At 33.6% G+C, this 25465-nt stretch carries 25 protein-coding genes; 14 read left to right on the top strand and 11 right to left on the bottom strand.

What is annotated here, in order from left to right; genetic code table 11:
• The first annotated feature begins 71 nt into the window (after window positions 1–71).
• Window positions 72–767, top strand: a complete 696-nt coding sequence (locus tag AABL87_RS05965; protein ID WP_006263008.1) for a hypothetical protein — start codon at window positions 72–74, stop codon at window positions 765–767.
• Window positions 768–809: 42 nt separating this feature from the next.
• Window positions 810–1442, top strand: coding sequence for a hypothetical protein (locus tag AABL87_RS05960; RefSeq protein ID WP_006260675.1), 633 nt, complete (start codon window positions 810–812; stop codon window positions 1440–1442).
• 34 nt (window positions 1443–1476) lie between these two features.
• Here AABL87_RS05960 and AABL87_RS05955 read toward each other — a convergent pair whose 3' ends face one another.
• The 8 genes from AABL87_RS05955 to AABL87_RS05920 all read right to left on the bottom strand — a co-directional run bounded on the left by AABL87_RS05955 (window position 1477) and on the right by AABL87_RS05920 (window position 9043).
• Window positions 1477–2127 (bottom strand): DEAD/DEAH box helicase, encoded by a 651-nt coding sequence (locus AABL87_RS05955; protein WP_006260674.1) that lies wholly within the window; start codon window positions 2125–2127, stop codon window positions 1477–1479.
• Window positions 2128–2130: 3 nt separating this feature from the next.
• Window positions 2131–3303, bottom strand: a complete 1173-nt coding sequence (locus AABL87_RS05950; RefSeq protein WP_006260673.1) for a sigma-54-dependent transcriptional regulator — start codon at window positions 3301–3303, stop codon at window positions 2131–2133.
• Between the two features lie 28 nt (window positions 3304–3331).
• Window positions 3332–4645, bottom strand: a complete 1314-nt coding sequence (locus AABL87_RS05945; protein ID WP_006260672.1) for an ABC transporter permease — start codon at window positions 4643–4645, stop codon at window positions 3332–3334.
• A gap of 1 nt (window position 4646) precedes the next feature.
• Window positions 4647–5567: an ABC transporter ATP-binding protein gene (locus AABL87_RS05940; RefSeq protein WP_006257056.1), complete on the bottom strand. Its 921-nt coding sequence runs from the start codon at window positions 5565–5567 to the stop codon at window positions 4647–4649.
• 186 nt (window positions 5568–5753) lie between these two features.
• Window positions 5754–6878, bottom strand: a complete 1125-nt coding sequence (gene dnaJ / locus AABL87_RS05935) for a molecular chaperone DnaJ (protein ID WP_341277077.1) — start codon at window positions 6876–6878, stop codon at window positions 5754–5756.
• Window positions 6879–6911: 33 nt separating this feature from the next.
• The gene (locus tag AABL87_RS05930) at window positions 6912–7502 is read right to left on the bottom strand and encodes a nucleotide exchange factor GrpE (RefSeq protein ID WP_006263006.1); all 591 of its coding nucleotides are present in this window, start codon (window positions 7500–7502) and stop codon (window positions 6912–6914) included.
• Between the two features lie 177 nt (window positions 7503–7679).
• Complete coding sequence (locus AABL87_RS05925) at window positions 7680–8582, bottom strand: TIGR01777 family oxidoreductase (RefSeq protein ID WP_006263005.1); 903 nt, start codon at window positions 8580–8582, stop codon at window positions 7680–7682.
• Window positions 8582–9043 carry a DUF4442 domain-containing protein gene (locus AABL87_RS05920; protein WP_006263004.1) on the bottom strand — a complete coding sequence of 154 codons (462 nt, stop codon included), beginning with the start codon at window positions 9041–9043 and terminating at the stop codon, window positions 8582–8584. The genes AABL87_RS05925 and AABL87_RS05920 overlap by 1 nt, the downstream gene beginning before the upstream one ends.
• A 152-nt stretch (window positions 9044–9195) precedes the next feature.
• Here AABL87_RS05920 and AABL87_RS05915 point away from each other — a divergent pair, with 152 nt between their 5' ends.
• Complete coding sequence (locus tag AABL87_RS05915; protein ID WP_006257061.1) at window positions 9196–9537, top strand: PadR family transcriptional regulator; 342 nt, start codon at window positions 9196–9198, stop codon at window positions 9535–9537.
• Complete coding sequence (locus AABL87_RS05910) at window positions 9530–11050, top strand: PspC domain-containing protein (RefSeq protein ID WP_006260668.1); 1521 nt, start codon at window positions 9530–9532, stop codon at window positions 11048–11050. The genes AABL87_RS05915 and AABL87_RS05910 overlap by 8 nt, the downstream gene beginning before the upstream one ends.
• Window positions 11051–11130: 80 nt before the next feature.
• Here the strand turns inward: AABL87_RS05910 and AABL87_RS05905 are convergent, their stop codons facing one another.
• Entirely contained in the window at window positions 11131–11838 is a 708-nt protein-coding gene (locus tag AABL87_RS05905) for an OmpA family protein (protein WP_006257063.1), read from the bottom strand.
• Window positions 11839–11869: 31 nt separating this feature from the next.
• Window positions 11870–12415, bottom strand: coding sequence for a lipocalin family protein (locus tag AABL87_RS05900; RefSeq protein ID WP_006257064.1), 546 nt, complete (start codon window positions 12413–12415; stop codon window positions 11870–11872).
• 87 nt (window positions 12416–12502) lie between these two features.
• Here AABL87_RS05900 and htpG point away from each other — a divergent pair, with 87 nt between their 5' ends.
• From htpG to AABL87_RS05880, 4 genes are all read left to right on the top strand, one after another.
• On the top strand, window positions 12503–14359 hold the full coding sequence (gene htpG / locus AABL87_RS05895; RefSeq protein ID WP_341277076.1) for a molecular chaperone HtpG: 1857 nt from the start codon (window positions 12503–12505) through the stop codon (window positions 14357–14359).
• 356 nt (window positions 14360–14715) lie between these two features.
• On the top strand, window positions 14716–15831 hold the full coding sequence (locus tag AABL87_RS05890) for a hypothetical protein (protein WP_341277075.1): 1116 nt from the start codon (window positions 14716–14718) through the stop codon (window positions 15829–15831).
• A gap of 265 nt (window positions 15832–16096) precedes the next feature.
• Window positions 16097–17143, top strand: coding sequence for a serine hydrolase domain-containing protein (locus AABL87_RS05885; protein ID WP_341277074.1), 1047 nt, complete (start codon window positions 16097–16099; stop codon window positions 17141–17143).
• A gap of 786 nt (window positions 17144–17929) precedes the next feature.
• Window positions 17930–18907, top strand: coding sequence for an EamA family transporter (locus AABL87_RS05880; RefSeq protein ID WP_006263003.1), 978 nt, complete (start codon window positions 17930–17932; stop codon window positions 18905–18907).
• Between the two features lie 80 nt (window positions 18908–18987).
• Here AABL87_RS05880 and AABL87_RS05875 read toward each other — a convergent pair whose 3' ends face one another.
• The gene (locus AABL87_RS05875) at window positions 18988–19728 is read right to left on the bottom strand and encodes a YggS family pyridoxal phosphate-dependent enzyme (protein WP_341277073.1); all 741 of its coding nucleotides are present in this window, start codon (window positions 19726–19728) and stop codon (window positions 18988–18990) included.
• A gap of 308 nt (window positions 19729–20036) precedes the next feature.
• Here AABL87_RS05875 and AABL87_RS05870 point away from each other — a divergent pair, with 308 nt between their 5' ends.
• The 6 genes from AABL87_RS05870 to AABL87_RS05845 all read left to right on the top strand — a co-directional run bounded on the left by AABL87_RS05870 (window position 20037) and on the right by AABL87_RS05845 (window position 25465).
• Complete coding sequence (locus AABL87_RS05870; RefSeq protein ID WP_341277072.1) at window positions 20037–22784, top strand: toxin-antitoxin system YwqK family antitoxin; 2748 nt, start codon at window positions 20037–20039, stop codon at window positions 22782–22784.
• Between the two features lie 159 nt (window positions 22785–22943).
• Complete coding sequence (locus AABL87_RS05865; protein ID WP_006263001.1) at window positions 22944–23228, top strand: DUF2089 family protein; 285 nt, start codon at window positions 22944–22946, stop codon at window positions 23226–23228.
• A gap of 22 nt (window positions 23229–23250) precedes the next feature.
• Window positions 23251–23838 carry a hypothetical protein gene (locus AABL87_RS05860; RefSeq protein WP_016649825.1) on the top strand — a complete coding sequence of 196 codons (588 nt, stop codon included), beginning with the start codon at window positions 23251–23253 and terminating at the stop codon, window positions 23836–23838.
• A gap of 16 nt (window positions 23839–23854) precedes the next feature.
• Window positions 23855–24766, top strand: coding sequence for an alpha/beta hydrolase (locus AABL87_RS05855; RefSeq protein ID WP_341277071.1), 912 nt, complete (start codon window positions 23855–23857; stop codon window positions 24764–24766).
• A gap of 1 nt (window position 24767) precedes the next feature.
• Complete coding sequence (locus AABL87_RS05850) at window positions 24768–25145, top strand: DUF3784 domain-containing protein (protein WP_286419203.1); 378 nt, start codon at window positions 24768–24770, stop codon at window positions 25143–25145.
• Complete coding sequence (locus AABL87_RS05845; protein WP_006260658.1) at window positions 25142–25465, top strand: SdpI family protein; 324 nt, start codon at window positions 25142–25144, stop codon at window positions 25463–25465. Before AABL87_RS05850 ends, AABL87_RS05845 begins: the two co-directional genes overlap by 4 nt.

Here is a 25465-nt window from a genome sequence, read left to right as displayed (position 1 = left end):
TTTTTTACTTCCTCTTATCTAAATCAGCTTCTCAATAATTTTATATTTTTACACTTTAATAAAAGATAAAGATGAAATATACTTCAGATACTTTCCCTGAATTAACTACTCTTACGAATCCTAAATTAACTTTATTGGTTCGCGTTGTATTTCTACTTTTTACGACATTTTTATTAGTGTTATTATATCTCATCCCTTTGGCTTTAATAAACGACTATATAGGCAGTATGGAGATTTACATACTTATAGGCATATATGCTTTAATACTCACTTATGGAATATATAAGTTCAGTAAAGACTACAAAAAGAAAAGTACTAATGCCATACATAAAATTGTAGTCAATAAACTAGGAATACAATATCACAAACTCAATGGAGAAATAGAACACTTATCATATAAAGACCTCAACAAGTCTAAACAACTTTATACTAAAGATATTTTCACAAAAACAATAGGAGTTAATATAAGCAGTAAAACTTTGTTAAAAGTATTTTACAATCAGCAGGAACGTACTATATCTTTTCAGAACACCGATATTTTTTACACATACCTTTCTACTAATTCTAGAGAACTTAGACAGCACTTCTTACAAGGAGTTACATTATACAGACCAGACTTAAAAATAGCTGATAGTGTATATAATGATTTTTTTATCAATCCTAACACCTTTGAATTTGATAAAAAAGGGTACAAAAAAACAATGATTATCGCACTTATTATATCTCTAGTGATATTAGCTATTGTCTTTTTATCAATCAATGCTTAAAACTGTATATTAACCATAATTCAACAGAATCCATATTACAATATGAACAAAACTCTATTAATATTGGCATTTCTTTGTATTAACTTACATTCGATTGCTCAAATAAACCAAAGATTAAAACCTAAAGACCAAAAATTTAAAAATATAATTGAGGAACTAGGTAATCCACTAGAAGGAACACCTAAAATGATTATAAATTATATGGGCGATAAAACAGGGAGTTATTTGTGGTTCTTCAATGAGCGAAAAGCAATCAAATCAAGTTATTTTTCTAATAAGCCTACAGATATATTGTCTGGTATCTATATAGAAGACCATGGAGGAATATTGGAAAAAATTAAATTCAAAGACTACGCAGAAGGTTTATCACAGCCAGAATTTTTATGTGATTACTGTATTGTTACAGATATAGATAAAGATGGTAAACCAGAATTTTACCTAACCTATTTTATGAATTCTGATGGTCTAGATGCAAAGCCGTTAAAAGTAATTGTATACACTGCTAAAGCGAATAGTTATGAACTTTATAAATCTAAGGTTACAGCTTATATTCCTTATCAAGAAGAAGATAAATATCAGATAGAAGAAGACAGTAACTTCAAACAACTTCCCTCTACTATAAAGAAAAAAGCTTTAAATATCTTAGCTGAAGTCAAAAACAAAAACATATTATAAAAGAAAAGGCTGTCCATCAAGACAGCCTATAGTTTTATTCATTATCCTCTTCTTCCTCGTCATCATCGTAAAAGTCAAACCACTCTGCATCTTCACTAAGAGACTTATCAGCGAACATATCTAATTGTTCAACAAACTCAGTAGCTAAATAAAGGCGTTGTGTTTTCCCGATACTTTCTGACAAACGGTGTAAACGCGGTTCTAAGCGATTTCTAAGCTGAATATCTATATCATCTATAATATACATCTTCAACTGATTTACGTCAAACCCTGCGCTTGCAAACATCTCGTTCAATCGATTAGCAGTACCTATCAAGATATCATTTCCTAATGAAAGTAGATTCTTATCTTCATCTAAATCTGTATAATCATGTACTCCATAGATTCTAAGGTCTGTATATCTACTATACTCTTCAAAGACTTCCATTAATCTCTCTACCTCAAACTTATCTTTAACAACAATCAATACTCTTGTAGCGATCTCTCCTTCTACAGGTCTTTCAGTACGCTGTAGAGCTGCGATGATCATAGCTGTTGTTTTCCCCTGCTCTTTAGGTCCAAAAATAACTACATCTCTTCCACTTTTAATTGTTCCAAAAGTTTTCTTTTGAAGAGTTGTTGGTTCTAAAAGACCATTCTTACTTAAGTTCTCTTGTAAAGTACTATTTATCTTTTTTAATTTCATATTCTATTTATTTGCAAACATCTCGACATCTTGCTTCGAAACTTCCTTGCCTCCTAATATTATTAATCTTTCTATTACGTTTCTCAACTCACGGATATTACCAGTCCAATCATATTGTTGTAATAACTCGATAGCTTCACTACTAAATGCTTTTGGAGCTGTTCCTTGCTCTTTTGCTATTTGATTGACAAAATGCTCTGTCAGTAAAGGAATATCATCTCTACGGTCGTTTAATGCAGGCACTTTAATTAAAATAACTGCTAAGCGATGGTATAAGTCTTCTCTGAAGCGCCCTTCAGCTATTTCTTTTCTAAGATCTTTATTCGTAGCCGCAATAACACGTACATCTACTTTCAAATCTTTTTCAGCTCCCACACGTGTGATCACATTCTCTTGTAATGCTCGAAGTACCTTTGCTTGAGCAGACAGACTCATATCCCCTATTTCATCTAGAAATATAGTTCCGTGATTAGCTTGTTCAAACTTACCTGGTCTATCTTTTACAGCAGAAGTAAAAGCTCCTTTTACATGACCGAATAATTCACTCTCTATCAATTCTGAAGGTATAGCTGCACAATTCACCTCTACCAACATATTTTGAGCACGATTACTTTGTAAATGTATCTGATGAGCCACTAATTCTTTTCCAGTACCATTAGGTCCAGTTATCAATACTCTTGCTTCTGTAGGAGCTACTTTTTCGATAATATCTTTTATCTGACTGATAGGTTCACTATTTCCTATCATCTCGTATTTCTTCCCTACCTTTTTCTTTAAGATTGTATTCTCTACTACTAGCTTACTAGTATCTAAAGCATTTCTAACTGTAGTTAATAACCTATTTAGATCAGGTGGTTTTGAGATATAGTCAAAAGCACCTAGACGCATTGTGTTTACAGCAGTCTCTAAATCTCCATGCCCAGATATCATTACAAATACTGTATCTGGCTTTATCTTTTTAGCTGCCACTAACAGTTCCTCACCGTCCATTTTAGGCATCTTGATATCCGAGATTACTAAATCATAATCTTCACCTGTTATCTTTTGTAATGCCTCCTCTCCATTCTCAGCAGCGTCTACTACATAGTCAGAAGACTCTTCTTCTAGAATCTTTACTAACACTCTACGAATAGCAGCTTCATCTTCTACTATTAATATTTTAGATGTTTTCCCCATATATTATAATTCAAAGCAATTTATAACACTAGTATTTAAGCCACTTATAAAGCTCTTTCCATGAAGGTCTCTTTCCGTACATTAACACTCCAATACGATATATCTTAGCCGCTATCCATACTACTAGTATAAAGGTAAGAAATAGAATAATAATTGACACTATAACTTCCCATAAAGGTACACCGAAAGGTATTCTCATCAGCATAACAATCGGAGATGTAAATGGAATCATAGAAAACACAGTAGCTACTGTCCCATGAGGATCCTTCATTACAGTAAAGAAACCAATATACACACCTAACATTAAAGGCAATAAAATAGGTAATAAAAACTGTTGAGTATCTGTTTCGTTATCTACAGCAGCTCCTATAGCTGCATATAATGAACTATATAAAAAATAACCTCCGATAAAGAAAATGATGAAATAGATAAACAGAGAAATCAAAGGCAAACTTAATATCTCACTCACATAGTTCTGTACATCGAACATTATTTCATTCGAAATCATCCCATTAGCAGCTTGCATAGCTTCAGCACTTCCTGCTCCAGGCATAGCATTGATGCCTAATATACTACTTGCTACACCTAATAAAATGGCTCCTACTACTCCCCAGATAAGGAATTGTAGCAACCCAGCCATAGATGTTCCTACTATTTTCCCCATCATCAACTGAAAAGGTTTTACAGATGAGATGATAATTTCTATAATACGGTTTGTCTTTTCTTCTATCACAGAACGCATCACCATATTTCCATAGATAATAATAAACATCATGATAAAGTATCCAAATAACCCACCAATAATAATCTTAATTTCATTAAGACCTTTTACAGTAGCTTCTCCATCTGCTTTCACTAACTTTAAGTTTACATCAGCCTTAGCTTTATCTATCACAGAAATATCGATTCCACTTTGTTCTAAATTGACATGAGTTATCTTATCTCCTAACAATAACTCTACTTTGCTAACAAAACTTAGACTAGGGCTTTCATTAGAAATATAAGTTACACTCTCTTGATAATCTCCAATATTATCAGACTTTGGAACATACACTATCCCTTCGTACTTTTCCTCTTTCACTCCCTCTTTAAGAATATCTAAATCAACTGCCGATAGATCTTGATATTCAAAAGCTTCATTGCTTTCAAACTGAGTTACAAATAATCCACTCTCATCGTGAATAGCTATTTTCTTTACCTCCCCTTTCATACTGCTCAGATAAGCAATAAACACAGTTAGTAAAACAAAAAATATAGGACTTACGAAAGTCATTACGATAAAGGACTTATTGCGCACTTTAGCAATGAACTCTCTTTTTATTATTAATGGTAGTATATTCATATTACTTACTTACAGATTGAATAAAAATATCGTTTACAGTTGGTAATTTTTCTACGAAGTGAGTTACCTGTCCATTCACTGACAATATATTTAATAACTCATTAGGCATTTTTGTACCTAAGTCCACTTCTAACTGTACTTCGTTATTCAGTGATTTAAAACGAGTACTCTCAAACTTAAACTTATCACTCAATTCTAAAAACAAACGCTCGATATTATCACTTAATACCCCTACTTGATATAAGTTTGTTCTGTGTTCTCTTTTCACATCTACTAACTTACCTTCTATTAGTTTGTTGGATTTATTAATCAATGCAATATAGTCACACATCTCTTCCACACTTTCCATACGGTGAGTAGAGAATATGATAGTAGTACCTTTTTCTTTTAACTCTAGGATTTCATCTTTTATGATATTTGCATTAACTGGGTCAAATCCTGAGAATGGCTCATCTAAGATAAGCAGTTTAGGCTCGTGTAACACAGTTACTACAAATTGTATCTTCTGAGCCATCCCTTTTGACAGCTCTTGAATCTTTTTATTCCACCATCCCTTGATATCAAGTTTATCAAACCAATAATCTAATTGACGTTTAGCTTCGGCTTTAGACAATCCTTTTAGTTGAGCTAAGTACATAGCCTGCTCTCCTACTTTCATCGTTTTATACAGACCTCTTTCTTCAGGCATATAGCCTATATCTTGAATATGTCTTGGACTTAGAGGTTCTCCATCTAGTAAGATTTGTCCTGAGTCGGGATAAGTGATTTGATTTATTATACGGATTAAAGAAGTTTTACCTGCACCATTAGGTCCTAAAAGACCATAGATTGTACCCTTAGGTACAGTGAGAGATACTTTATTTAATGCTGTTTTATCAGAATATGTCTTTACCACATCCTTTACTTCTAATATAGATTGCATCGGTGAATTCAATTAATTTCTGTAAAAATAAGTAAATATTTGAAAACGGGAGAATGAGGACAGTTATTTTCGGTAGGGCATAAAAAAACCCAACCTTATTTGGATAAATAAGGTTGGGAAAAATTGCTATGAAAAAGAAAATCCACTGTTTAATAAGTGTCCTACAAATGTATAACTTATTTTCAATCAAGAAAACATTTCTTTCACTTTTTCAAAAAAAGATTTGTCATTTTTAGTCGGACTTGGCTTAAAGTTTTGATCCTCAAGCATTTGTTCAAAGAATTCTTTTTGCTCTTTGTTCAACTTTTTAGGTGTCCATACGTTAATATGTACTAACAAATCACCATTTCCGTAACTATTTAAGCTTGGTAACCCCTTACCTTTTAGGCGTAAAATCTTACCAGACTGAATTCCTTCTTCTAATTTGATACGTACACGTCCTGTTACTGAATCAATTTCTTTACTTCCTCCAAGAGCTGCTTCTGCAAAACTTATGTATAAATCATAATGAAGATTATCTCCTTCACGTTGTAATGTATCGTGTTCTAATTCTTCTATTACCACTAATAAGTCTCCTGGTATACTATTCTTTCCTGGTGCTTCATTTCCTTTTCCAGATACCTTCAGTTGCATACCATCTGCTACACCTGCAGGTATTTTGATTGACACAGTCTCATCGCTTACGATCATACCATCATTATCAGCTCCAGCAGGTTTGTGATCCATTACTTGACCACTTCCTTGACAGCTATTACAAGGAGAAGCTGTTTGCATACGTCCAAACACAGTATTAGCTACTCGCATTACCTGTCCTGTACCATTACAGGTAGGACACGTTTTATAAGTAACCCCGTCTGCTTGAACTTTGCGTTTTACTTTTATTTTTTTCTCTACTCCATTAGCGATATCTTCTAAAGTCAACTTCACTTTTATACGTAAGCTAGTTCCTTTCACTCTGCTCTGACCTCCGCCACCTCCGCCGAAGCCACCAAAGCCTCCGCCTCCGAATGCACTACCAAAGATGTCTCCGAACTGACTGAAAATATCATCCATATTCATATGACCTCCACCGCCGAAGCCACCTCCGCCTTCGAATGCAGCATGTCCATATTGGTCATATCTCGCTTTCTTATCCGCATCACTTAATACTTCATAAGCCTCAGCTGCTTCTTTGAACTTCTCTTCTGCTTCTTTATCTCCAGGATTCTTATCAGGGTGAAACTCAATTGCTTTCTTACGGTATGCTTTCTTTATAGCTGCAGCATCTGCACCTTTATCAATACCTAATATTTCGTAATAATCTTTTTTCATCTTTACTGTCTTTTACTTCCTATTTTAGAAAGATTACTGTCCTATAACTACTTTAGGGAAACGAATAACCTTCTCTCCTAGTTTATATCCTCTTTCTATAACGTCTACCACTTTACCTTTCATCTCATCTCCTGCAGGAATTTGTGTCACAGCTTCTGACAAATCGGCATTAAAGTCATCTCCTACCTTTATCTCTACCTCTACTAACCCTTTGCTAGATAATGTATCTGTAAACTTAGTAGCAATTAACTTAATCCCTGTAAGATGATCACTCTCTCCATGTTTTTCTAATTCTATAATAGCTCGGTTAAAATCATCTAACACAGGCAATAAAGATAACATCACACCTTCACTAGCAGTACTTAAAAGCTCTAAACGCTCTTTAGCAGTACGCTTTCTAAAGTTCTCAAATTCAGCAAACAAACGTAAGTTTTTATCTTTTTCACTTGCTAATTGTTCAGCAAGTAATTCTTCTGCACTCTTCACTTCTTGCTCTACGTTCTCTTGCGTTTCAGCAGTATCTTGTACTACTTCTTGTTGAATTTCTTCTTGTTCCTTATTTATATCTTTATTTTCAGTACTCATGATTGTGTATTTATTATTCTTATTAACTGCTAACTTCATAGCAAATCCTTTGCCAACTTAGTCAATCTGTCATTATGACATTTTCATTATTAAGCTATATTCGTGCTAATTACCTCACTTATTCACTCAAAATAGCGATTTATATCACACTCCATAAAAAAAGGAAACTCTAGTTTCCTAAAGTTTCCTTCTATCGTTATCTACTGTACTTCTTCTTTATCCTTTAAAAAAGTCCTTTAAAGCCGTTTTTAACGTCTTAAATTTAAAATCAAATCCTGAACTGATAATCTTTTCACTACTTACTTTTTGTCCTTCCGTTACTAAGATTGCTTTTTCTCCTAGAGCTACTCGAATAACGCTTTCTGGTATAGCAGGTAGCCAAATAGGCTTTCCCATTGCTTCGCCTAAGCTATTTGTAAACGCTCTATTCGTCAAAGGTTCTGGAGCTACACCATTATAAATTCCCTCTAACCCACGTTCTAAGACATAGACAAACAAGTTTACTAAATCATCAATGTGAATCCAAGAATAATACTGCTTACCTGTACCAATAGGTGCTCCTAACCATAATCTAACAGGTTTTATCATCGTAGCTAATGCACATTCGTGCAAATCTAATACTAGACCTATACGCACAAGGCTCACCTTAAGTCCCAATTCTCTAAAAGCTAAATTACCTCTTTCCCATTGTTCTACTACATTTCCTAAGAAGTTAGTAGCTTTTTGATAATGTTCTTCATCTTGAACCTCAGCTATATTGCTATAAATACCGATAGCAGATGCCCCAATAATATGTTTTATCTGGTGCGTATTTTCTTTAAGTACTTGATACAGAAAAGCAGTTGGTATAATACGACTATCCAATATTAACTTCTTACCAGCCTTAGACCAAGAATCGGCTATACTAGACCCCGCAAGATGAATAATAGCTTCTACTCCTTCTAAACAAGCGATATCGATTTCTCCCTTATAAGGATCCCAAACAAATCCTTTTGCACCCTTTACCTCATTCTTCCCTAAAGAGCGTGTAAGGTAATGTACTTCATGACCTTGATTGATTAGAGATTGAGTTACTCTACTCCCGATAAAACCAGTAGCACCTGTTATCAGTACCTTCATTATTTTTTACTTCTTATTTTTAATGTCCATTCAAAGTTCATAACAGACACCTGATCACCATCCGCATTTCTTCCAATGCTCTTCATCCATACAGTCACTCCCTCACCAGTATCTATTGTTTTCTTTATTGCTTCATCTAATAAGGCTCCATCTACACATTCAAAAAAGATGCGCCCCGTTGCCTTCTTGGTAAAACTACTATTATTATTGGCTACTAGCATAGATATTTTCTCGCCACTCTCTGCAATCTTACGCATAACTAATGCTCCTGTAGATAATTCTGCTGCCATAGCTTGTACAGCAAAGTACATAGAATTAAATGGATTCTGATTTTTCCAACCATGCTTAACAGTCGTAACTGCCCTTACATCAGATATTTCTTTCATACGCACACCTGCCCAATAAGCAGACGGCAATTTAAAAAACAAAAACTTATTAATATTCGATACGTTAAACTTCATAAAACTTAGATTTTTACTAAATATACAAAAAATGTTTATCCCTAACATAATTTTAACAAAAGTTAATTCCGTGTTAAAAAACAGTACTATGCAATACAAAGTACCTTCCTTTAGATATATCTTTGCTATAGAAAATAAGAAACACTATTACCATGAATATAGAAAACACAAAAGCTCAAATGCGAAAAGGTATTTTAGAGTTTTGCATTCTTTCTATTCTTAAAGAGAGAGATTGTTATACCTCAGAAATACTAGACGAATTAAAAAGCGTCAAGTTGGTAGTGGTAGAAGGTACAGTATATCCTTTACTAACTAGATTAAAAAATGATGATTACCTAGCTTATAGATGGGAAGAGTCCAGCTCTGGACCTCCACGCAAATACTACAAGCTAACCGAAAAAGGAGAATTATTTTTAGACGAATTAGCTAAAACATGGTATGAGTTAGCTAACGCAGTAAAAGAAATAACTACTAAAAAAATGAACGATGAATAAAACACTTACAATCAATATAGCAGGATCAGTTTTTCACATAGATGAAAATGCTTATCTAAAACTAGATCAATATCTAAAGGCAATCAAACGTTCGTTTCCTAAAGAAGAACAGGACGAAATCATTCATGATATTGAAATCAGAATAGCAGAACTATTCTCTGAGAATATTACAGACTCTAATCAAGTAATCACAATAGCTGATGTAGACAGAGTGATCTCTATTATGGGAAGTCCAGAAGACTATATAATAGATGAAGAGCCAACTGCAAAAACAGAGACTAAATATGTCTACACAGGCACCAAAAAACTATACCGAGATGGTGAGAATGCTATGGTAGGTGGAGTATTAGCTGGTCTAGGTCACTACTTTAAGATAGATACGGTATGGATGAGAATTATCTTTATGATATTAGTATTATTCTACGGAACAGGAGTTTTATTATACCTTATCTTATGGATTATCGTACCAGAAGCGAAGACTACTTCTCAGATCTTAGAAATGAAAAGAGAGCCTATAAACATCTCTACTATTGAGAAAAAGGTAATGGAGAATGTTAATTATGTAACGAGCAAAATCAATGATGTAGACTACGAGCATATCAAAAATCAAACGAAAAGAGCTGGTGAACGCAGTGGTAAAATAATCCTAAATATCATCGGTATCTTCTTTATCGTCATCAGTGTATTGTCCATATTTTCAAGCATAATTGGTATTTCTGCAGCCTTGATTAATAAAGAAATTATCTTAGAAGAAATAGGTTCTGAATTTCCTTTACTTTCTGCAGGAGTTTATCCATTTTGGGTGAGTACCTTATTACTAACTTCTTTAGTTACCCTTCCTTTCATCGGATTGTTAATTATAGGGTTACGCATGATCTATACTAACATTAAGTATGTAGCCCTAATCATAATTGGGTTATTACTACTGTGGTTTATTTCTTTAGGTTTATTCTCTATACCATTCTTAAATGCTAAAAACTATGAATCTCGACACGTCTATAGAACTGAATATACAGAGTCTGCTAAGGCTACCTCAGAATTCAGCTTTGATGACACTACTGATGAAATCAAAATCACATTAGTAACAGAGGATTATTTCAAATCAGATAAGTCAAAAACAGAAGGGTTTGAAGTAAAGGAGATCAACTCTCTTTTGCCTATCGAAATAGAGATTTTACCAACATTTCAAAACGAAATATACGGTACTTCAGAAGTTAAAGACTTTACTATCAATAAAAAGAAAAACAAGATAATAGAGATAGATTTGAACTTAACCAACTTAAATCAAGAAGGGAATCAATTAATCATTTCTAACAATCTATTTCCAGAAAACAAAACAAATGCAGATACTGAAAATGCAAAAATAGTATACACTATTTACATCCCAAAAGGAAAAAAAGTATACATCAGTGAACCAGTAAAAGCATTGATAAAATCAAACGAGACACTTACAGCTGGAGCGCATTGGTACGAGATGCAAGAGGACTCTACCCTTAAATGCTCTGACTGCTAGTAATATTAATTTTGTTTCAATTATTACCAATAAAAAAGGTTCCTTTTTAAGGAACCTTTTTTTGTATCATATTCATCTGATTAGTAAGAACCAGATTCGTTATAAGCATCTCTGATCATTTTATCATTTGCTTTAATCGCAAACTCTACACGTCTATTCTTAGCTTGTCCTTCTTTCGTATCGTTAGAAGCGATAGGGTCAGCTACACCGAAACCATCTGTCTTCATACGATTAGCAGCTACACCTTTAGACGCTAAATATTGTCTTACAGATGCTGCACGTTTTTTAGACAAGCTTAAGTTATACTCTTCTCTACCTGTATTATCCGTATATCCGTATATCTCGATATCTGTATCTTGATTCTCAGGATCTTTAAATACTGTAGTTAACTTGTCTAAATTATCTTTTGCTCTTTGTGTTAACGTTGAAGAGTTTAAATCAAAGTTTACAGAATTCTCTCCTAACACTAGCTTGATTCCCTCTCCTACACGTTCTACTTGAGCACCAGGTACCGTGTTTTCGATCTGACGTGCTTGCTTATCCATCTTGTTTCCGATCACTCCTCCAGCAGCACCACCGATTACACCTCCTAGTACAGCACCTAGAGCACCGTTACCTCCTTTACCTATATTGTTTCCTAAGATCCCTCCGATAATAGCTCCACCTGCAGCACCGATAGCAGCACCACGTTGTGTCTTATTAGAGTTTTTAGCAGCTTCACATCCTGTTAAAGATACTGAAGAGATTAATAATGTTCCTGCTAATATAAATGTGGCTGTTTTTTTCATCTTGTTTTATTGTTTTGTTTTAAAAGGTAAATTAATTCTTAGTAAAGCGGTATGTCACATCATACGATTGTCCACCTGCATAGAATTTATCAACTAACTCAAATGTATTAGCTGTTTGATTCTTCACACGTAGAGAATACCCTGTTGTTACATTTTTAGCTTTGACACCCTCATCGACGAATTTAAATTCGAAGTTACCATTCGGAGTAACAGTCCATTTAAAATCACTTGCAAAACTAGGACAGTCTCCTCCTTTTGTCAATTCTACTACACCTGTATTATTGTTAGAAACGAATTTCCATTGGCTCCCAATAAAACATTGTGAATCAGCAATATTAAATGAACTCACTTTTACGAACTCACCACCGATGTGCTTGATATCCGTTAAAGTCCAATTCCCTTTTATCCCTACCTGAGATTTTGTGTCCATAGTAGGCTTACACGATGCTACTGCAAGAGCCAGTGCACCAAATAATACTAATTTTTTCATAGATTTTTTATTATTGTTACGTTTTCTTTTGCGCGATACTCTTCTCAAAGTTACGAAGAAATAAGATAACCTTGAGTTTTCTGACAAAGTGACACTCTTTTTGCTTTGGTATCTTTTTTGTCCTTACAACACTGTAAAAATATTAAAAATTCAAATAACATTAAACATACAACTATGACATCTGGAAAAATTAACGTTACAGTGGAGAACATCTTCCCACTTATTAAAAAGTTCCTTTACAGTGATCACGAAATTTTTTTAAGAGAGTTAGTATCTAATGCTACTGATGCTACATTAAAACTAAAACATTTAACGAGTATAGGGGAGGCTAATGTAGAATATGGAGACCCTATCATTGAAGTTAAAATAGACAAAGACAATAAAAAACTTCACATCATAGACCAAGGTCTAGGGATGACTAAAGAAGAAGTAGAAAAATACATTAATCAAGTTGCTTTCTCTGGAGCTGAAGAGTTCTTAGAGAAATATAAAGATTCGGCTAAAGACACAGGTATCATCGGACACTTTGGTCTAGGGTTCTACTCTGCTTTTATGGTAGCGGATAAAGTAGAAATCTTCACTAAATCATTTAAAGATGAGCCTGCTGCACATTGGACTTGTGATGGTAGCCCAGAGTACACTTTAGAAGCATGCGACAAAACGACTAGAGGTACTGAGATTGTATTACACATTGCGGAGGATTCACTAGACTTCTTAGAAGACTATAAAATCCGTGAGTTATTAGTAAAATACAATAAATTCATGCCTGTGCCTATTAAGTTCGGTACGCATGAAGAAGGCGAAGGAGATGATAAAGTAGAAGTAGATACTATTATCAATAATCCTAACCCAGCATGGACAAAACAACCTGCTGACTTAAGTGATGAAGATTATAAGAACTTCTATAAAGAGTTATACCCTACTCAATTCGAAGATCCTTTATTCAATATCCACTTAAATGTAGATTATCCATTTAACCTTACAGGTATCTTATACTTCCCTAAGTTAAGTGCTGATCTTCAAATGCAAAAAGACAAAATCCAATTATACCAAAACCAAGTATTCGTAACGGATAATGTAGAAGGTATCGTTCCTGACTTTTTGACAATGTTAAAAGGAGTTATTGACTCTCCAGACATCCCATTGAACGTATCTCGTTCTTACCTTCAGGCTGATGGTAATGTGAAGAAAATCTCTAACTATATCACTCGTAAAGTAGCTGATAAGTTAAAATCATTATTTAACGAAAATAGAGAAGACTTCGAAAGCAAATGGAATGATATCAAAATCGTACTAGAATACGGTATGTTATCTGAAGAGAAGTTCTACGAAAAAGCAGGAGCATTCATGCTTTATCCTACTGTAGATAATAAATTCTATACATTAGAAGAATTAAAAGAAGCTACTAAAGATAACCAAACTGACAAAGATGGTAATCTAGTAATCTTATATGCTTCTAATAAAGATGCTCAACATAGCTATATTGCAGCTGCACAAGAGAAAGGATACCAAGTATTATTATTAGACTCTCCTATCGTATCTCACTTGATCCAAAAGTTAGAAAGCGATAATGAGAAAACTACTTTCGTACGTGTAGACTCTGACCATATCAATAACTTGATTAAGAAAGAGGATTCTGAAATCTCTAGATTATCTGAAGATGAACAAAAATCATTACAAGAGATCGTAGAGAATATCGTACCTAAGGATAAATATACTGTGAAGCTAGAAGCTATGGATAGCACAGCAGAGCCATTCATCATTACACAGCCTGAGTTTATGCGTCGTATGAAAGAAATGAGCCAGTCAGGTGGTGGAGGTATGTTCGGTATGGGTAACTTCCCTGAGATGTATAACCTAGTGGTGAACACAAACTCTCCTCTAGCATCTAACATCATCGGTAATGCTGATGAAGCAACTAGAACAGAAAGTATCAAACAAGCAATGGACCTTGCAAAACTATCTCAAGGCTTATTAAAAGGTGAAGAACTTACTGCCTTCGTAAAAAGAAATTTCAGCAATCTGAAATAAGACTATAACACTTCCAGAAAAGCCCATAACATCGCTGTTATGGGCTTTTTTTATTTAATGTTGAGAATTACAGTTTTATCTAGTACTACAACACAACTATAAAGCATCTAGTGAATAGATATGAATATTTTATTTACTTTTTTTTAGAATACTATATTCAACAATCAGATAAAAAAACAACAATAAAAACAAATTTCATACAGAATAATCACATCTAACAGAATATAATTCATAATTGACTTCATTTAACAAAATAATAATCACAAAACGACACACACAAATGTTAATTATTAATTAAATATTAACTATGTTTGAAGCACGCAAAAACAATAATTAATATTTAAACCAACGGGGTTATGAAAAAAATCGGTTATTTGATTCTATTTTTATTCACTTTAGTTAGTTGTAGTAGTGACGACAACTCTAATAAAGAAGTCAAAACAAGAACTGTAGAAACAAAACTTAAACTTACTGCATCATCTACAGCAGTATTAGTAGGTGAAGAAGTCACATTCACCACAACAAATGACAAAGGTGAGACTGTAGATGGAAGTATTGTAACAGATGGTTATATTATCAAAGCAAACCATGCTTTTGACAAACCAGGAAAATACACAGTAAAATCTATCAAAAAAGGCTACGAACAAAGTAATGAGGTTACAATAAGCGTAGACTTGAGCACACTATCTCTACGTATAAATAAAACAGAGGTAACAGCTGGGGAGAAAGTCTCTTTTGAAGTTTATAGTGCAGATAAACTAGTAACCGAGAATATTAAAATATATCTTGAAGGTCAAGATAAACCATTAGAAAACAATGAATTCATCACTAAAAAAGAAGGTGAATATACATTCATTGCTAAAGCTGAAGGCTATAATGACAGTGAGAAAGTAAAGCTAACAGTACTAGAAGACATGTCTCCTTATGGAAACTATCTGATCTTAAATGATGACAAATTTGAATTGGATAGATTTAATCTAGATCACAACGTTATTACAGTTGATGGTAAGTTAGTATCTGAAGTTTTTAAAACAGCTCAAGGTGAATTAGCAAATCTATATACCTTAATCATCACGAATAAAGCAAATGATAAAGCCAAAAGAAGCTATATATTTATAGACCTATGGGTAGTGAACCCAACTATTAAAGCCGCTGCAGATGGTACTATTATAGATTATGGTAAACGTATTTTACCTACTAATGATGCTAAGGTAATGGTGCGTTCTGTCTATTCATCTATCACAGGTTATGAAATATCTGATATGTTCACCAGCATTAAAGATGTAGACTTTAAGATTAGAAACCTAGATATAGAAGAAACAGGTACTAAAGGTAAATATACTGGTAAAGCAGAAATTATGTTTAGATACAGTTCTGATCCTGAAAACACCAAAAACACAGGTAAAACAATAGATTTCCAGTTTAACGGAGATACTTATATAAAAGAGTATCTAAATGATAAAGTAAAATAAAAACAACCAAGTATAGACAAGCACACATTATAATCAATAATGTCTATACCACAGATAAGATTATAACACTTCTAGAATAGTTCATAACAGTACAGTTATGGGCTATTCATATTTACAAACAGATCCTCTTGCCTTGTAATATTCCTTTCTTCGGAATATACAATATTTAAGTAAAAGGTCTATTTTAGTAAATTAACAGATAATTTACAACGAAATAGTTATAAAAAAATAAGTACTTTAGAACTTTCTATCCAAATAATAATTTATGAAAATAAAACATCTCACGTTAATTTTTATTATTGCATTATGTAGCTGTAAAAGTGTCCAACAAATCAACCAACAAAATGTTGATGATGCAATCTCAAAAAATGCTGTTCAATTATTAAATGATAAAAGGTTTCATTCAGTTTCAATTGCAGTTTTGAAAGATGGAAAATCTACCATAAAACATTTTGGAGAGTTAACAATAGGTAAAGGAAATAAACCAAATGACTCTACTCTTTATGAATTAGCTTCTGTAACTAAGACTTTTACAGGCTATATGGCTGCTAAAGCTATTCTAGATAAAAAAATAAATCTGAATGATGACATCAGAATCTATCTCAATGAAGGTTATCCTAATTTAGAATTTGAAGGAGAACCGATAAGAATCAAACATCTTATTACACATACAAGTGGGTTTCCAAATTTTCCTCCAAAAGGTGAAAATAAAGATGCTTTTTTCGAAGGATTAAAACTAATAAAGATCGAATCAAAACCAGGAGAAGTATATTCCTATTCAAACACAGCTCCAGAGGTAACAGCTTATATTTTAGAGAAAGTCTACCAAAAATCGTATGAAAAGTTGGTTGATGAATTTATTCTAAAACCTAATAAAATGAACCAAACGAAATTTTCATTAAATGATAATGATAAAAAACGATTGGTAAAAGGTTATAATGATCAAAACAAGTTAATGCCGAACTTTACCAAGACTTTATGGGGAGGAATTGCAGGGTTACATTCTACTCCATCCGATTTAGTGAAATATATGAAATTGCAACTTGACAAATCAAATCCTATTGTAACTGAATCTCATCGAAAGTTACACAAAGAAGCTTCTGATTTTTGGGAAAGCTATCATTGGTATATTATAGAAAATAGTGATAAATTAATTTACAGACATCATGGTGGAATATATGGAATGCAGAACTGGCTGGTTATTTATCCTAAACAAAACATAGGAATATTTATAATTACGAATACAAGCTTTAACGAAACAGGAGAAATCTTAGAGAAAGTGGTTGATAAGTTATTTGAGGATATTAATTAAAGTTGTTTTTAAATAAATGAGTGTTTCAAAAAAAATTAGCAAATTGGAATAAAAAAACTAATCATTTGGAACTCCTTAGCAAATATTGAATAGAAGAATTAATATTACCTCATTTAATTGTAGGAAAACGAGGTTTTACTACATTGGACTGACAAAATAAATCTACGTGATATTCCAAAGTTCCAAAGTTTTTCTAAAGGGCTTTTAAAAAATACCAACGTTATTAAAAATGCAATAAACTTACCATGAAATAATGGTTCTGTTTAAGGCAATGTAAATAAACTTAAGACTCTAAAAAGACAAATGTATGGCAGATGTTCTATTGGTTTATTAGAAAAAAAGACTGATACTTTCGATAGATTAACCACCTAAAGTGGGGAATATCCTTAAGTTATCCAATATACTATTATCTCAACTATACTTCCTTAGTTTTTCACTTGATTTTAGTGACTTATCTAAAAGTCCTTTCTTATCTCTAAACCATCCCTGCGTTACACTTTCTACTAACTAATCTCACTATTTTGTCTTACTATACTAGCACATTGCTAGGGGTATTCTTGCACATTCCTTCGACAAAATAGCCTTCTAGGCAAGTAAACCCCAAGGATACTCCTAGCAAACCCCTAGAAAGTGCAAGCCAACCTAGATATAGATGGCTTATAGGAGCATTAAAACAAACATTCTTAATTTATAATTTTTAATTCCTAACTGAAGTGTAGCGCTAGACATTTGTCCTAGACTGCTGAAAAAAATATGACTACCTTTGCCACGCAAAAAGTAATAAAAATGAAAGAACAAAATACAGCAAAAGGTGTTTTCTTAGTTGCTATCGGAGCGTCTAGTTTCGGTATGTTAGCTTCGTTCGTAAAACTGGCTTATGCACAGGGATATACGACTGCAGAAGTAACATTGTCTCAAGTACTTATTGGGTTAATCTGTGTGACCTTAATCAATACGTTACGCAAGAAGTCTAGTGATGAACAAAAGGCGACTTCTAAAGATATTAGACAATTAATCTTAGCTGGTACTTCGATGGGATTCACTTCTGTATTATATTATATGGCTGTGAGTTATATCGATGCTTCTATCGCAGTAGTTCTCTTAATGCAGTCTGTGTGGATCGGTATCGTATTAGACAGTATCGCAACTAAAACGTTCCCTAATCTCTTAAAGATAATATCTGTTATCTTAATCTTATCAGGGACAGTATTAGCGACTAATGTATTGTTTAGTGAAATCAAGTTAGACATTAGAGGAGTGATATTTGGTTTTATGGCAGCGTGCTCTTTTGCTACTACACTATTTGCTTCAGGACGTATCGCTAATCACTTAGCAGCTCCTAAGCGAAGTATGTTTATGCTATGTGGTGCAGCGACTATCGTATCTATCTTTGTGATCATAACACAGATAGGGCCTAATAACTCTGATGCGATGATGAGCTTCTATACGATGTTCTCAGACAATACTTCTGGTATCCGTGATTTTGACTGGAGTATCTTCTACGGATGGGGGCTTATATTAGCCTTATTCGGTACTGTATTACCTCCTATATTCTTGAATATGGGATTCCCATTGACAGGAGTTGGTCTAGGAAGTATTATCTCTTCATTAGAACTACCTGCTTCTGTGACAGTAGCATTCTTTGTACTAAAAGAAGAAGTTATCTTCATTCAATGGATGGGAATATTAATGATACTAGGAGCTATCGTACTAATGAATAGCAACCTATTATTTAAAAAGAAAAAAATTGAGGTAGTGGAATAACTTCCTCATTGTAGTTTTTATATATAAATTTAAAAAGCCTTCTCTTGTTGATCAAAAGAAGGCTTTTTTATTGAATTGAGTTACTTTATATTCTTCTCTTCGTTCCAGTAGTAGCTATCTGGATAAATGCGTTCACCGAAGATGGCAGTACCTACTCTCACGATGGTAGCCCCTTCTTCAATCGCTATTTCTAGGTCATGGCTCATCCCCATAGAGAGTTCTTTCATTTCTACATTAGGTAGTTGGAGCGCTATCGCCTCTTGTTGTACTTTCTTTAGTATTTTAAAACAAGGGCGTACCAACTTCTCTTCTGCGCTGAATAAGCCAATTGTCATTAGTCCCTTAATGTGTAATCGATCATACGTAGCGACTTCTTTTATAAACTCAATAGCCGCTTCTGGTGCTACCCCGAACTTGCTATCTTCATCAGAAGTATTCACTTGGATTAATACATCTATAGTTTTGTTATCTCGTTCTAAGAGTTGTTGTAATTTTTCTACTACACTGATGCGGTCTATAGACTCTATGCAGGTCACTCCATACTTCAGGATATCTTTGATCTTGTTGGTCTGTAGATGTCCGATAAAGTGTCTAGTACAATTATCTGTACCTATACCTTCATACTTATCCCTTAGCTCTTGTACCTTATTCTCTCCTATCAGAGGGTATCCCTCCTCTATCGCTATCTTTATTCTATCCGCATCTACCGTCTTAGTAGCGAGCAATAGTTGTACCTCATCTCTAGAACGACCACTGTGTGCGCATGCTGCTGTAATACGTTTTTCTAAACTTGCTAAATTATCCTTTATTCTAGTTTTCATACTTCTCGATTTAAAAAAAGGATATCCCAAAGATTGTTACTAAGGGATATCATGAACTAAACAACAGTTAGATTTTACTTTAGACTATTATCCTTTACTGTTACTACAAATGTAATACTCCTTTTGATCAAATAGATAACACAGATTTAATAATATGAGCTAGTCCAGATACGCACTAAGCGTCTCACTGAAAATAGTGATTTTGTGAATCAGACCATAAAATATTGCTAATATGCGAAAATAATAAGGGAGACTTCTTTACTTTTACCCTCGATAAGACACAAACAAAACCATTTAAAAAAGAACCTATGATTAAAAAGATTTTCTCATTAGCCATTTTATTCTCTACACCGATGTTCAGTCAGGTAGCACGAGATACTATCTGGGTAGATAGCTATGACTATGTAACAGCTAGAAAAAATGCTGAATCTTTTAAAATTGCAAAAGATATCAAAGGCGAACCGACACTAAAATCAATAGAGGTATATAATGCAGCTTCTAAGAAGATAGAGAGTAAAGGGAAAGGAACTCTTCAAGAAGGAGGACAAGTTCTATACACAGGAGCTGTAAACTACTATAATAAAGAAGGAAAAATAGACGCAACTTATACATATGATCAGGATAATATAATCGCTAAGGCAGAGACTATAGATCCTCGTAATGGCAATAAATATATATGTACTTATAGTGATAATATGATCCAAGATGGTCAGGCTATTTATAACTGGCAAGGAACATATATCTATGTAGAAGCTGAAGGAGGTATATATACTCGCTATGAGATCATCAATCCTAAAAATGAAAAGAACTATATCGCCTATTTCTTCGATGAGAATAATTATATCACAGGGGAGAAATACTTCGATGTAAATGGAGAGGTAAAGCAACAAGCTACTTATAGTGGTGGGACACCTTATGATGGGTACGTGACTGCATTAGACTATGACAGCTTCACAGTACAGTCTATCAGCGAATATGGAGAAGGAACGATGATCTCTACTGTGGCTTACTATACAACAGGAAAAGTGAAGAGTAAATCTACAACTGTAGCTAATGTAACAACAGATGTATACTATGATCAAGCGGGTAAAGAGATGGGTACCTTTACGAGTAAACTAGAAGACGATGGATACTCTACTTATCAGGAAGGAACGAACTACATATTCAATACGTATGATAGTCATCCTGATGAGATCTACTCTATCTATACTTATAAACAAAACGTACCTGTACTGGTAAAAGAATACTATACATTCCCTAAAAAGAATGCAGTGAAATCTATCACGTATAGCAATGAAGAGAGTTATATCCAAAAAGTAGAATACTTCAATGAAGATGGTAGTTCTAAAGGACAAATCACTTATAACGAGGATGGATATACTCCTAAAGAAGGGACTATGATAGTAGGGAATGTAAGCTCTATCTATAAAAACAGCAAACTAGTAGAAAGAACAGAAACGTATGAAAACGGCAAAGTATTCGAAGTTACAAAAAACAATACCTCTGTATACTATGACCAAAAAGGGAAAGAGATAGGTCGTATTGACTTTAAACTAGACCCTATCTATGGATCTATGTCTTATATCACTGGTACTAGATATGTATTATCTAATGATTTGATTTCTACTGTTGCTAAGTATGAAAAAGAATTATTAGTATATCAAGCTGATTATGATACTAATGCTGATAAAGCAGTATTGTCAACAGAGTCATACTATTCTAACAATGCGTTAATCAAAGAAGTAGAATATCATGACAATGGTAAAAAAGCTAAGGTATCTACTTACTCACCTAACTCCTACTCTTATACTCCTGTAAAAGAAACACATTTCGACAAAACAGGGAAAGAAATAGGTACGTATGACTATATCGCTCAGACGGGAACTCGTATAGAGCTATCTTATGATAAGCAAGTAACTTCTATCGAAAAACTACAAGATGGAAACCTACTTTCTAAAAAGGGATATGCGTTAAAAACAGGTAGTAACTCATACGCTAGTAACTCTTATTTCTTACAGGCTGATATCGACTATAATAAGCAAGGTAAATTCTATAATGAAAAAGGAGAGGTAATCTCTACAGCTACTTATAAAGATGGTGTGCCTTATGAAGGAACAGTGACTATCATAGACTCGTATTACAAAACAGAAACTGTTTATAAAAACGGACATAAAGTAGGTAAAGAGACTATTAAGTACTCTAGTGGAGATGAGATTATCAATATCAACTACTATGATGATAAAGGAGAACTTACTAAAATAGAATCTTATGAGAATAGTACTCTGAAAACATCTAGTGAATATAAAGACAATGTGATACACGGTGTGTCTACATACTACGATAGTGAAGGAGAAGTATTATCGACGCTGACTTATAATGAGGGAGTTCCTTATGAAGGAGTGTTAACTGAAGCGTCATATATAAACTTCACCACTAAAGGTTTTGAGAATGGGCAGTTAACTTATGTAAAAGTTTACAATGTAGACGATGCTTATTCTCCTACAAACTTACTGATGGAAGAGCATTATAGAACTAGTACTTCATTTGAGAGAACTATCTATCATGCAGAGACAGAAGCTATAGTGTATAAATATAATCTTACAGATAGTGAGCTAGATGGAGCATACCAATACTACGAAAATGGTAAGGTGAAGTATCAAGCTACTTTTAAGGACGGAACATTAGTAGATGGTTCTGTAGGTATAGTAGACTTTAATTATGAGCCATACAACTATTATTCTTCATACGAAGCTTCTGAAGATACTTCTAAGTACACAGTACTAAGTAATAAAAAAGGTACTTATACGATCAGTATTTTAAATACGGATGATAATAAAGAGGTATTTAAAATGGAAGCGAAGGTTAAAAAAGGAGACCATAGTTTAAACCCATTGGCTAGTAAAAAAATAAAACTAGAAAACTTATACCCAAACAATGAGTATAATGTAATGTCATACTACAGTAGTCCTTATGACTATGCAGTAGATGCAGCAGCTACTGCTGTAGCAGCAGACGCAGCGGCAGTAGAGGCTACTGCTAGTGCATATTATGAATAAAAATATTCTTAGATAAGAACCATTAAATCCCAAGTGTTATACTTGGGATTTTTTTGTTTTATAGAAGTATCATTCTCATTTATTTTAATTAACTATTTTGATATAAATATTAATTTTATTAAATTAGACTTCAATAAAATTAAACAAACTATCCACATTATGTCAATTAAGCCCAAACTACCTATACATTGCCCTAGTTGTGAAAGTGAACTAAAGGTCACCCAGCTTTCTTGTGAGCACTGTCAGACTATCGTCAATGGTAACTTCTCTCTCCCTCTCCTCTTACAGTTGGGTAGAGAAGAACAAGAATTTATACTGGCTTTCTTTCTAAACAGTGGGAGTCTAAAGCAAATGGCACAACAGATGAATATCAGTTACCCTACTGTTCGAAACAAACTAGATGACATGATAGAACATATCCAGCAACTACAGAAAAAAGAATAACTCACTATAAACAACCAACCTTATGACAAAAAACTATATTCTTAAACCATTTGAAAGCGTACAGGATAAAACGCTCTTAGCAATCGGTGTACTAACTGGAGTAGTTATTAGTTGTCTTCAGCTATTAACTCATATGCGTAGTATAGCAATTCTAAAACAAGTAACTCTCAAATCAGCACCTACACTTGTCCAAACCTTGAGTGACTTTGCTATCACAACAATAGTAATGACACTTGCTTTATTTGTATTTGGAAAGATCATTAACAAAAAGACTCGACTAATAGATATACTCAACACCGTGTTGATTGCACGTATATGTCTAGATATAAGTGTACTATTTGATATCAATGGATACCTAAGTGATTTCTCTCTTCAACTTATTGACAATATTGCTAATCCTGAAATATTGTTCAAAAGTAATCCACAAGGTTTTGTTTATTTTATCATTACGTCATTTGCTAGTATTCTCTGTCTAGTTGGTTTTGGATACTATATCTACCAAGGTTTCAAACTAGCTACACACCTCAAAAAGAAATATATGATTATTGTCTTCGTACTAATCATCTTACTTGTAGATACTCTGACAAGGCTAATCACTACATTATATTAACCAACACAACAACACTATGAAAAAACTATTAACTACACTTACCTTATGCTTTGCTACGTCATTTAGCTTTGCACAAACAGCTGTTCAGGTAGACAGTGAAATTGATGGAGACTTATATTTAGCGAATAAAGACAGTAAACAACTCGCTATTATAATAGCGGGTTCTGGTCCTACTAACAAGAATGGAAACAATCCTGCTGGAGTAAATGCGAACTCGTATAAGTACCTTGCCCAAGGGCTAAAAGAGAATGGTATCAACACCTTCACGTATAACAAGAGGATGTTCGCTCAGATGAAGAACCAGACTATTAATGAGGCAGATATTAAGTTTGAAGACAATGTGAGTGACTTAAATATAGTTATTGACTATTTCAAAAAGGACTATCCTAATATTATCTTGATAGGGCACAGTGAAGGAGCCATGGTAGCTACATTGGCTAGCCAAGACAATAGTGCTGTATCAAAGCTTATCTCACTACAAGGGCCAGGAGAATCAGTTGATAAAATACTGTATAAACAGATAACGGCACAAGCGCCTTTCTTTGCAAAATCAATAGAAGACATTCACGCTAAACTTAGAAAAGGTGAAATAGTAGATAGCATTCCTCCTATGCTACAAAGCTTATATCGCACTTCTGCTCAGCCTTACCTTATCTCGTGGATGAAGTACGATCCTACTGTAGAGCTTAAAAAAGTAAAACAACCGATTTTAATCTTACAAGGAGATAAAGACTTACAAGTCAAGACAGATCAGGGAGACAACTTAAAACAAGCTGTACCTACTGCAATTCTTATCACGTTAAAAGGAATGAATCATGTACTAAAAACAGTTGTAAAAGAGGAGGAGAACTTAGCATTATACACAAAGCCTGATGTACCTCTTCACGCTGAACTAGTACCTACTATTGTTAACTTTATAAAGAAATAATATGGAGGCTATCTTAATAACATCTGCATTATTTTTCATAATGAGTTTTATCCTTACTCCTAAAACAGCAAAATACTTATTAGCTGGGTATAACACAATGAGTAAAGAGAAGCAAGAACTCTATGATATAAAAAACATAGTTCGCATACTCAATAATTCTCTAAGAATTTCGGCATTAATAATTTTGATAGGTGCAGCACTATATCAATGGTCTGGATTGGAAATTATAAGAGATATTTTTGTCATGTATTTACCTTTAGTATTTCTATTAGGAGTAAATATTTATACGAAGAAAAAATACTCTACTGATCCTATAAAACCTTTTGATATCATTATACCTATAGCAGTACTAATTTTTGTAATACTAATCACACTATGATAGCAACAGAACTACTTATATTTATGTGTCTATTTATTGTCTTGGGACTACTAGTTCCTCATGTCAAAACAATAAATAGCATACTAGGGTATCGCACACACCGTGCGATGAAGAATCAACGCAACTGGGAGTTTGCACAAAAGCTAAGTGGTAAGTACTTTGTATACTTAGGTATAGGTACGGGTATATACAGTGGTATTTCTTATCTACTTCCTACTTACTCAAAGCTATTAAACAATATATACTTCTTACCGATGATACTCAGTTTAGCATTTATTATTTATAAAACAGAACAAGGATTAAAGAAACTAGAAGAGTAA

This window comes from Myroides sp. C4067, from assembly GCF_038039665.1.
Classification (GTDB): Bacteria; Bacteroidota; Bacteroidia; order Flavobacteriales; family Flavobacteriaceae; genus Flavobacterium; species Flavobacterium odoratimimum.
The sequence above is the reverse complement of the archived record's forward strand: the minus strand, read 5'-3'. Positions and strand labels throughout refer to the sequence as shown.

What these genes read in the sequence shown, in the direction of transcription:
- AABL87_RS05845 (WP_006260658.1), top strand. Translation starts at nt 25,142, where the DNA reads ATGATAGCAACAGAACTACTTATATTTATGTGTCTATTTATTGTCTTG.
- AABL87_RS05865 (WP_006263001.1), top strand. Translation starts at nt 22,944, where the DNA reads ATGTCAATTAAGCCCAAACTACCTATACATTGCCCTAGTTGTGAAAGT.
- AABL87_RS05880 (WP_006263003.1), top strand. Translation starts at nt 17,930, where the DNA reads ATGAAAGAACAAAATACAGCAAAAGGTGTTTTCTTAGTTGCTATCGGA.
- AABL87_RS05915 (WP_006257061.1), top strand. Translation starts at nt 9,196, where the DNA reads ATGAATATAGAAAACACAAAAGCTCAAATGCGAAAAGGTATTTTAGAG.
- AABL87_RS05950 (WP_006260673.1), bottom strand. Translation starts at nt 3,303, where the DNA reads ATGGGGAAAACATCTAAAATATTAATAGTAGAAGATGAAGCTGCTATT.
- AABL87_RS05890 (WP_341277075.1), top strand. Translation starts at nt 14,716, where the DNA reads ATGAAAAAAATCGGTTATTTGATTCTATTTTTATTCACTTTAGTTAGT.
- AABL87_RS05965 (WP_006263008.1), top strand. Translation starts at nt 72, where the DNA reads ATGAAATATACTTCAGATACTTTCCCTGAATTAACTACTCTTACGAAT.
- AABL87_RS05925 (WP_006263005.1), bottom strand. Translation starts at nt 8,582, where the DNA reads ATGAAGGTACTGATAACAGGTGCTACTGGTTTTATCGGGAGTAGAGTA.
- AABL87_RS05860 (WP_016649825.1), top strand. Translation starts at nt 23,251, where the DNA reads ATGACAAAAAACTATATTCTTAAACCATTTGAAAGCGTACAGGATAAA.
- AABL87_RS05855 (WP_341277071.1), top strand. Translation starts at nt 23,855, where the DNA reads ATGAAAAAACTATTAACTACACTTACCTTATGCTTTGCTACGTCATTT.
- AABL87_RS05905 (WP_006257063.1), bottom strand. Translation starts at nt 11,838, where the DNA reads ATGAAAAAAACAGCCACATTTATATTAGCAGGAACATTATTAATCTCT.
- AABL87_RS05850 (WP_286419203.1), top strand. Translation starts at nt 24,768, where the DNA reads ATGGAGGCTATCTTAATAACATCTGCATTATTTTTCATAATGAGTTTT.
- AABL87_RS05940 (WP_006257056.1), bottom strand. Translation starts at nt 5,567, where the DNA reads ATGCAATCTATATTAGAAGTAAAGGATGTGGTAAAGACATATTCTGAT.
- AABL87_RS05885 (WP_341277074.1), top strand. Translation starts at nt 16,097, where the DNA reads ATGAAAATAAAACATCTCACGTTAATTTTTATTATTGCATTATGTAGC.
- AABL87_RS05910 (WP_006260668.1), top strand. Translation starts at nt 9,530, where the DNA reads ATGAATAAAACACTTACAATCAATATAGCAGGATCAGTTTTTCACATA.
- AABL87_RS05870 (WP_341277072.1), top strand. Translation starts at nt 20,037, where the DNA reads ATGATTAAAAAGATTTTCTCATTAGCCATTTTATTCTCTACACCGATG.
- AABL87_RS05920 (WP_006263004.1), bottom strand. Translation starts at nt 9,043, where the DNA reads ATGAAGTTTAACGTATCGAATATTAATAAGTTTTTGTTTTTTAAATTG.
- AABL87_RS05930 (WP_006263006.1), bottom strand. Translation starts at nt 7,502, where the DNA reads ATGAAGTTAGCAGTTAATAAGAATAATAAATACACAATCATGAGTACT.
- htpG (WP_341277076.1), top strand. Translation starts at nt 12,503, where the DNA reads ATGACATCTGGAAAAATTAACGTTACAGTGGAGAACATCTTCCCACTT.
- AABL87_RS05945 (WP_006260672.1), bottom strand. Translation starts at nt 4,645, where the DNA reads ATGAATATACTACCATTAATAATAAAAAGAGAGTTCATTGCTAAAGTG.
- AABL87_RS05955 (WP_006260674.1), bottom strand. Translation starts at nt 2,127, where the DNA reads ATGAAATTAAAAAAGATAAATAGTACTTTACAAGAGAACTTAAGTAAG.
- AABL87_RS05875 (WP_341277073.1), bottom strand. Translation starts at nt 19,728, where the DNA reads ATGAAAACTAGAATAAAGGATAATTTAGCAAGTTTAGAAAAACGTATT.
- dnaJ (WP_341277077.1), bottom strand. Translation starts at nt 6,878, where the DNA reads ATGAAAAAAGATTATTACGAAATATTAGGTATTGATAAAGGTGCAGAT.
- AABL87_RS05960 (WP_006260675.1), top strand. Translation starts at nt 810, where the DNA reads ATGAACAAAACTCTATTAATATTGGCATTTCTTTGTATTAACTTACAT.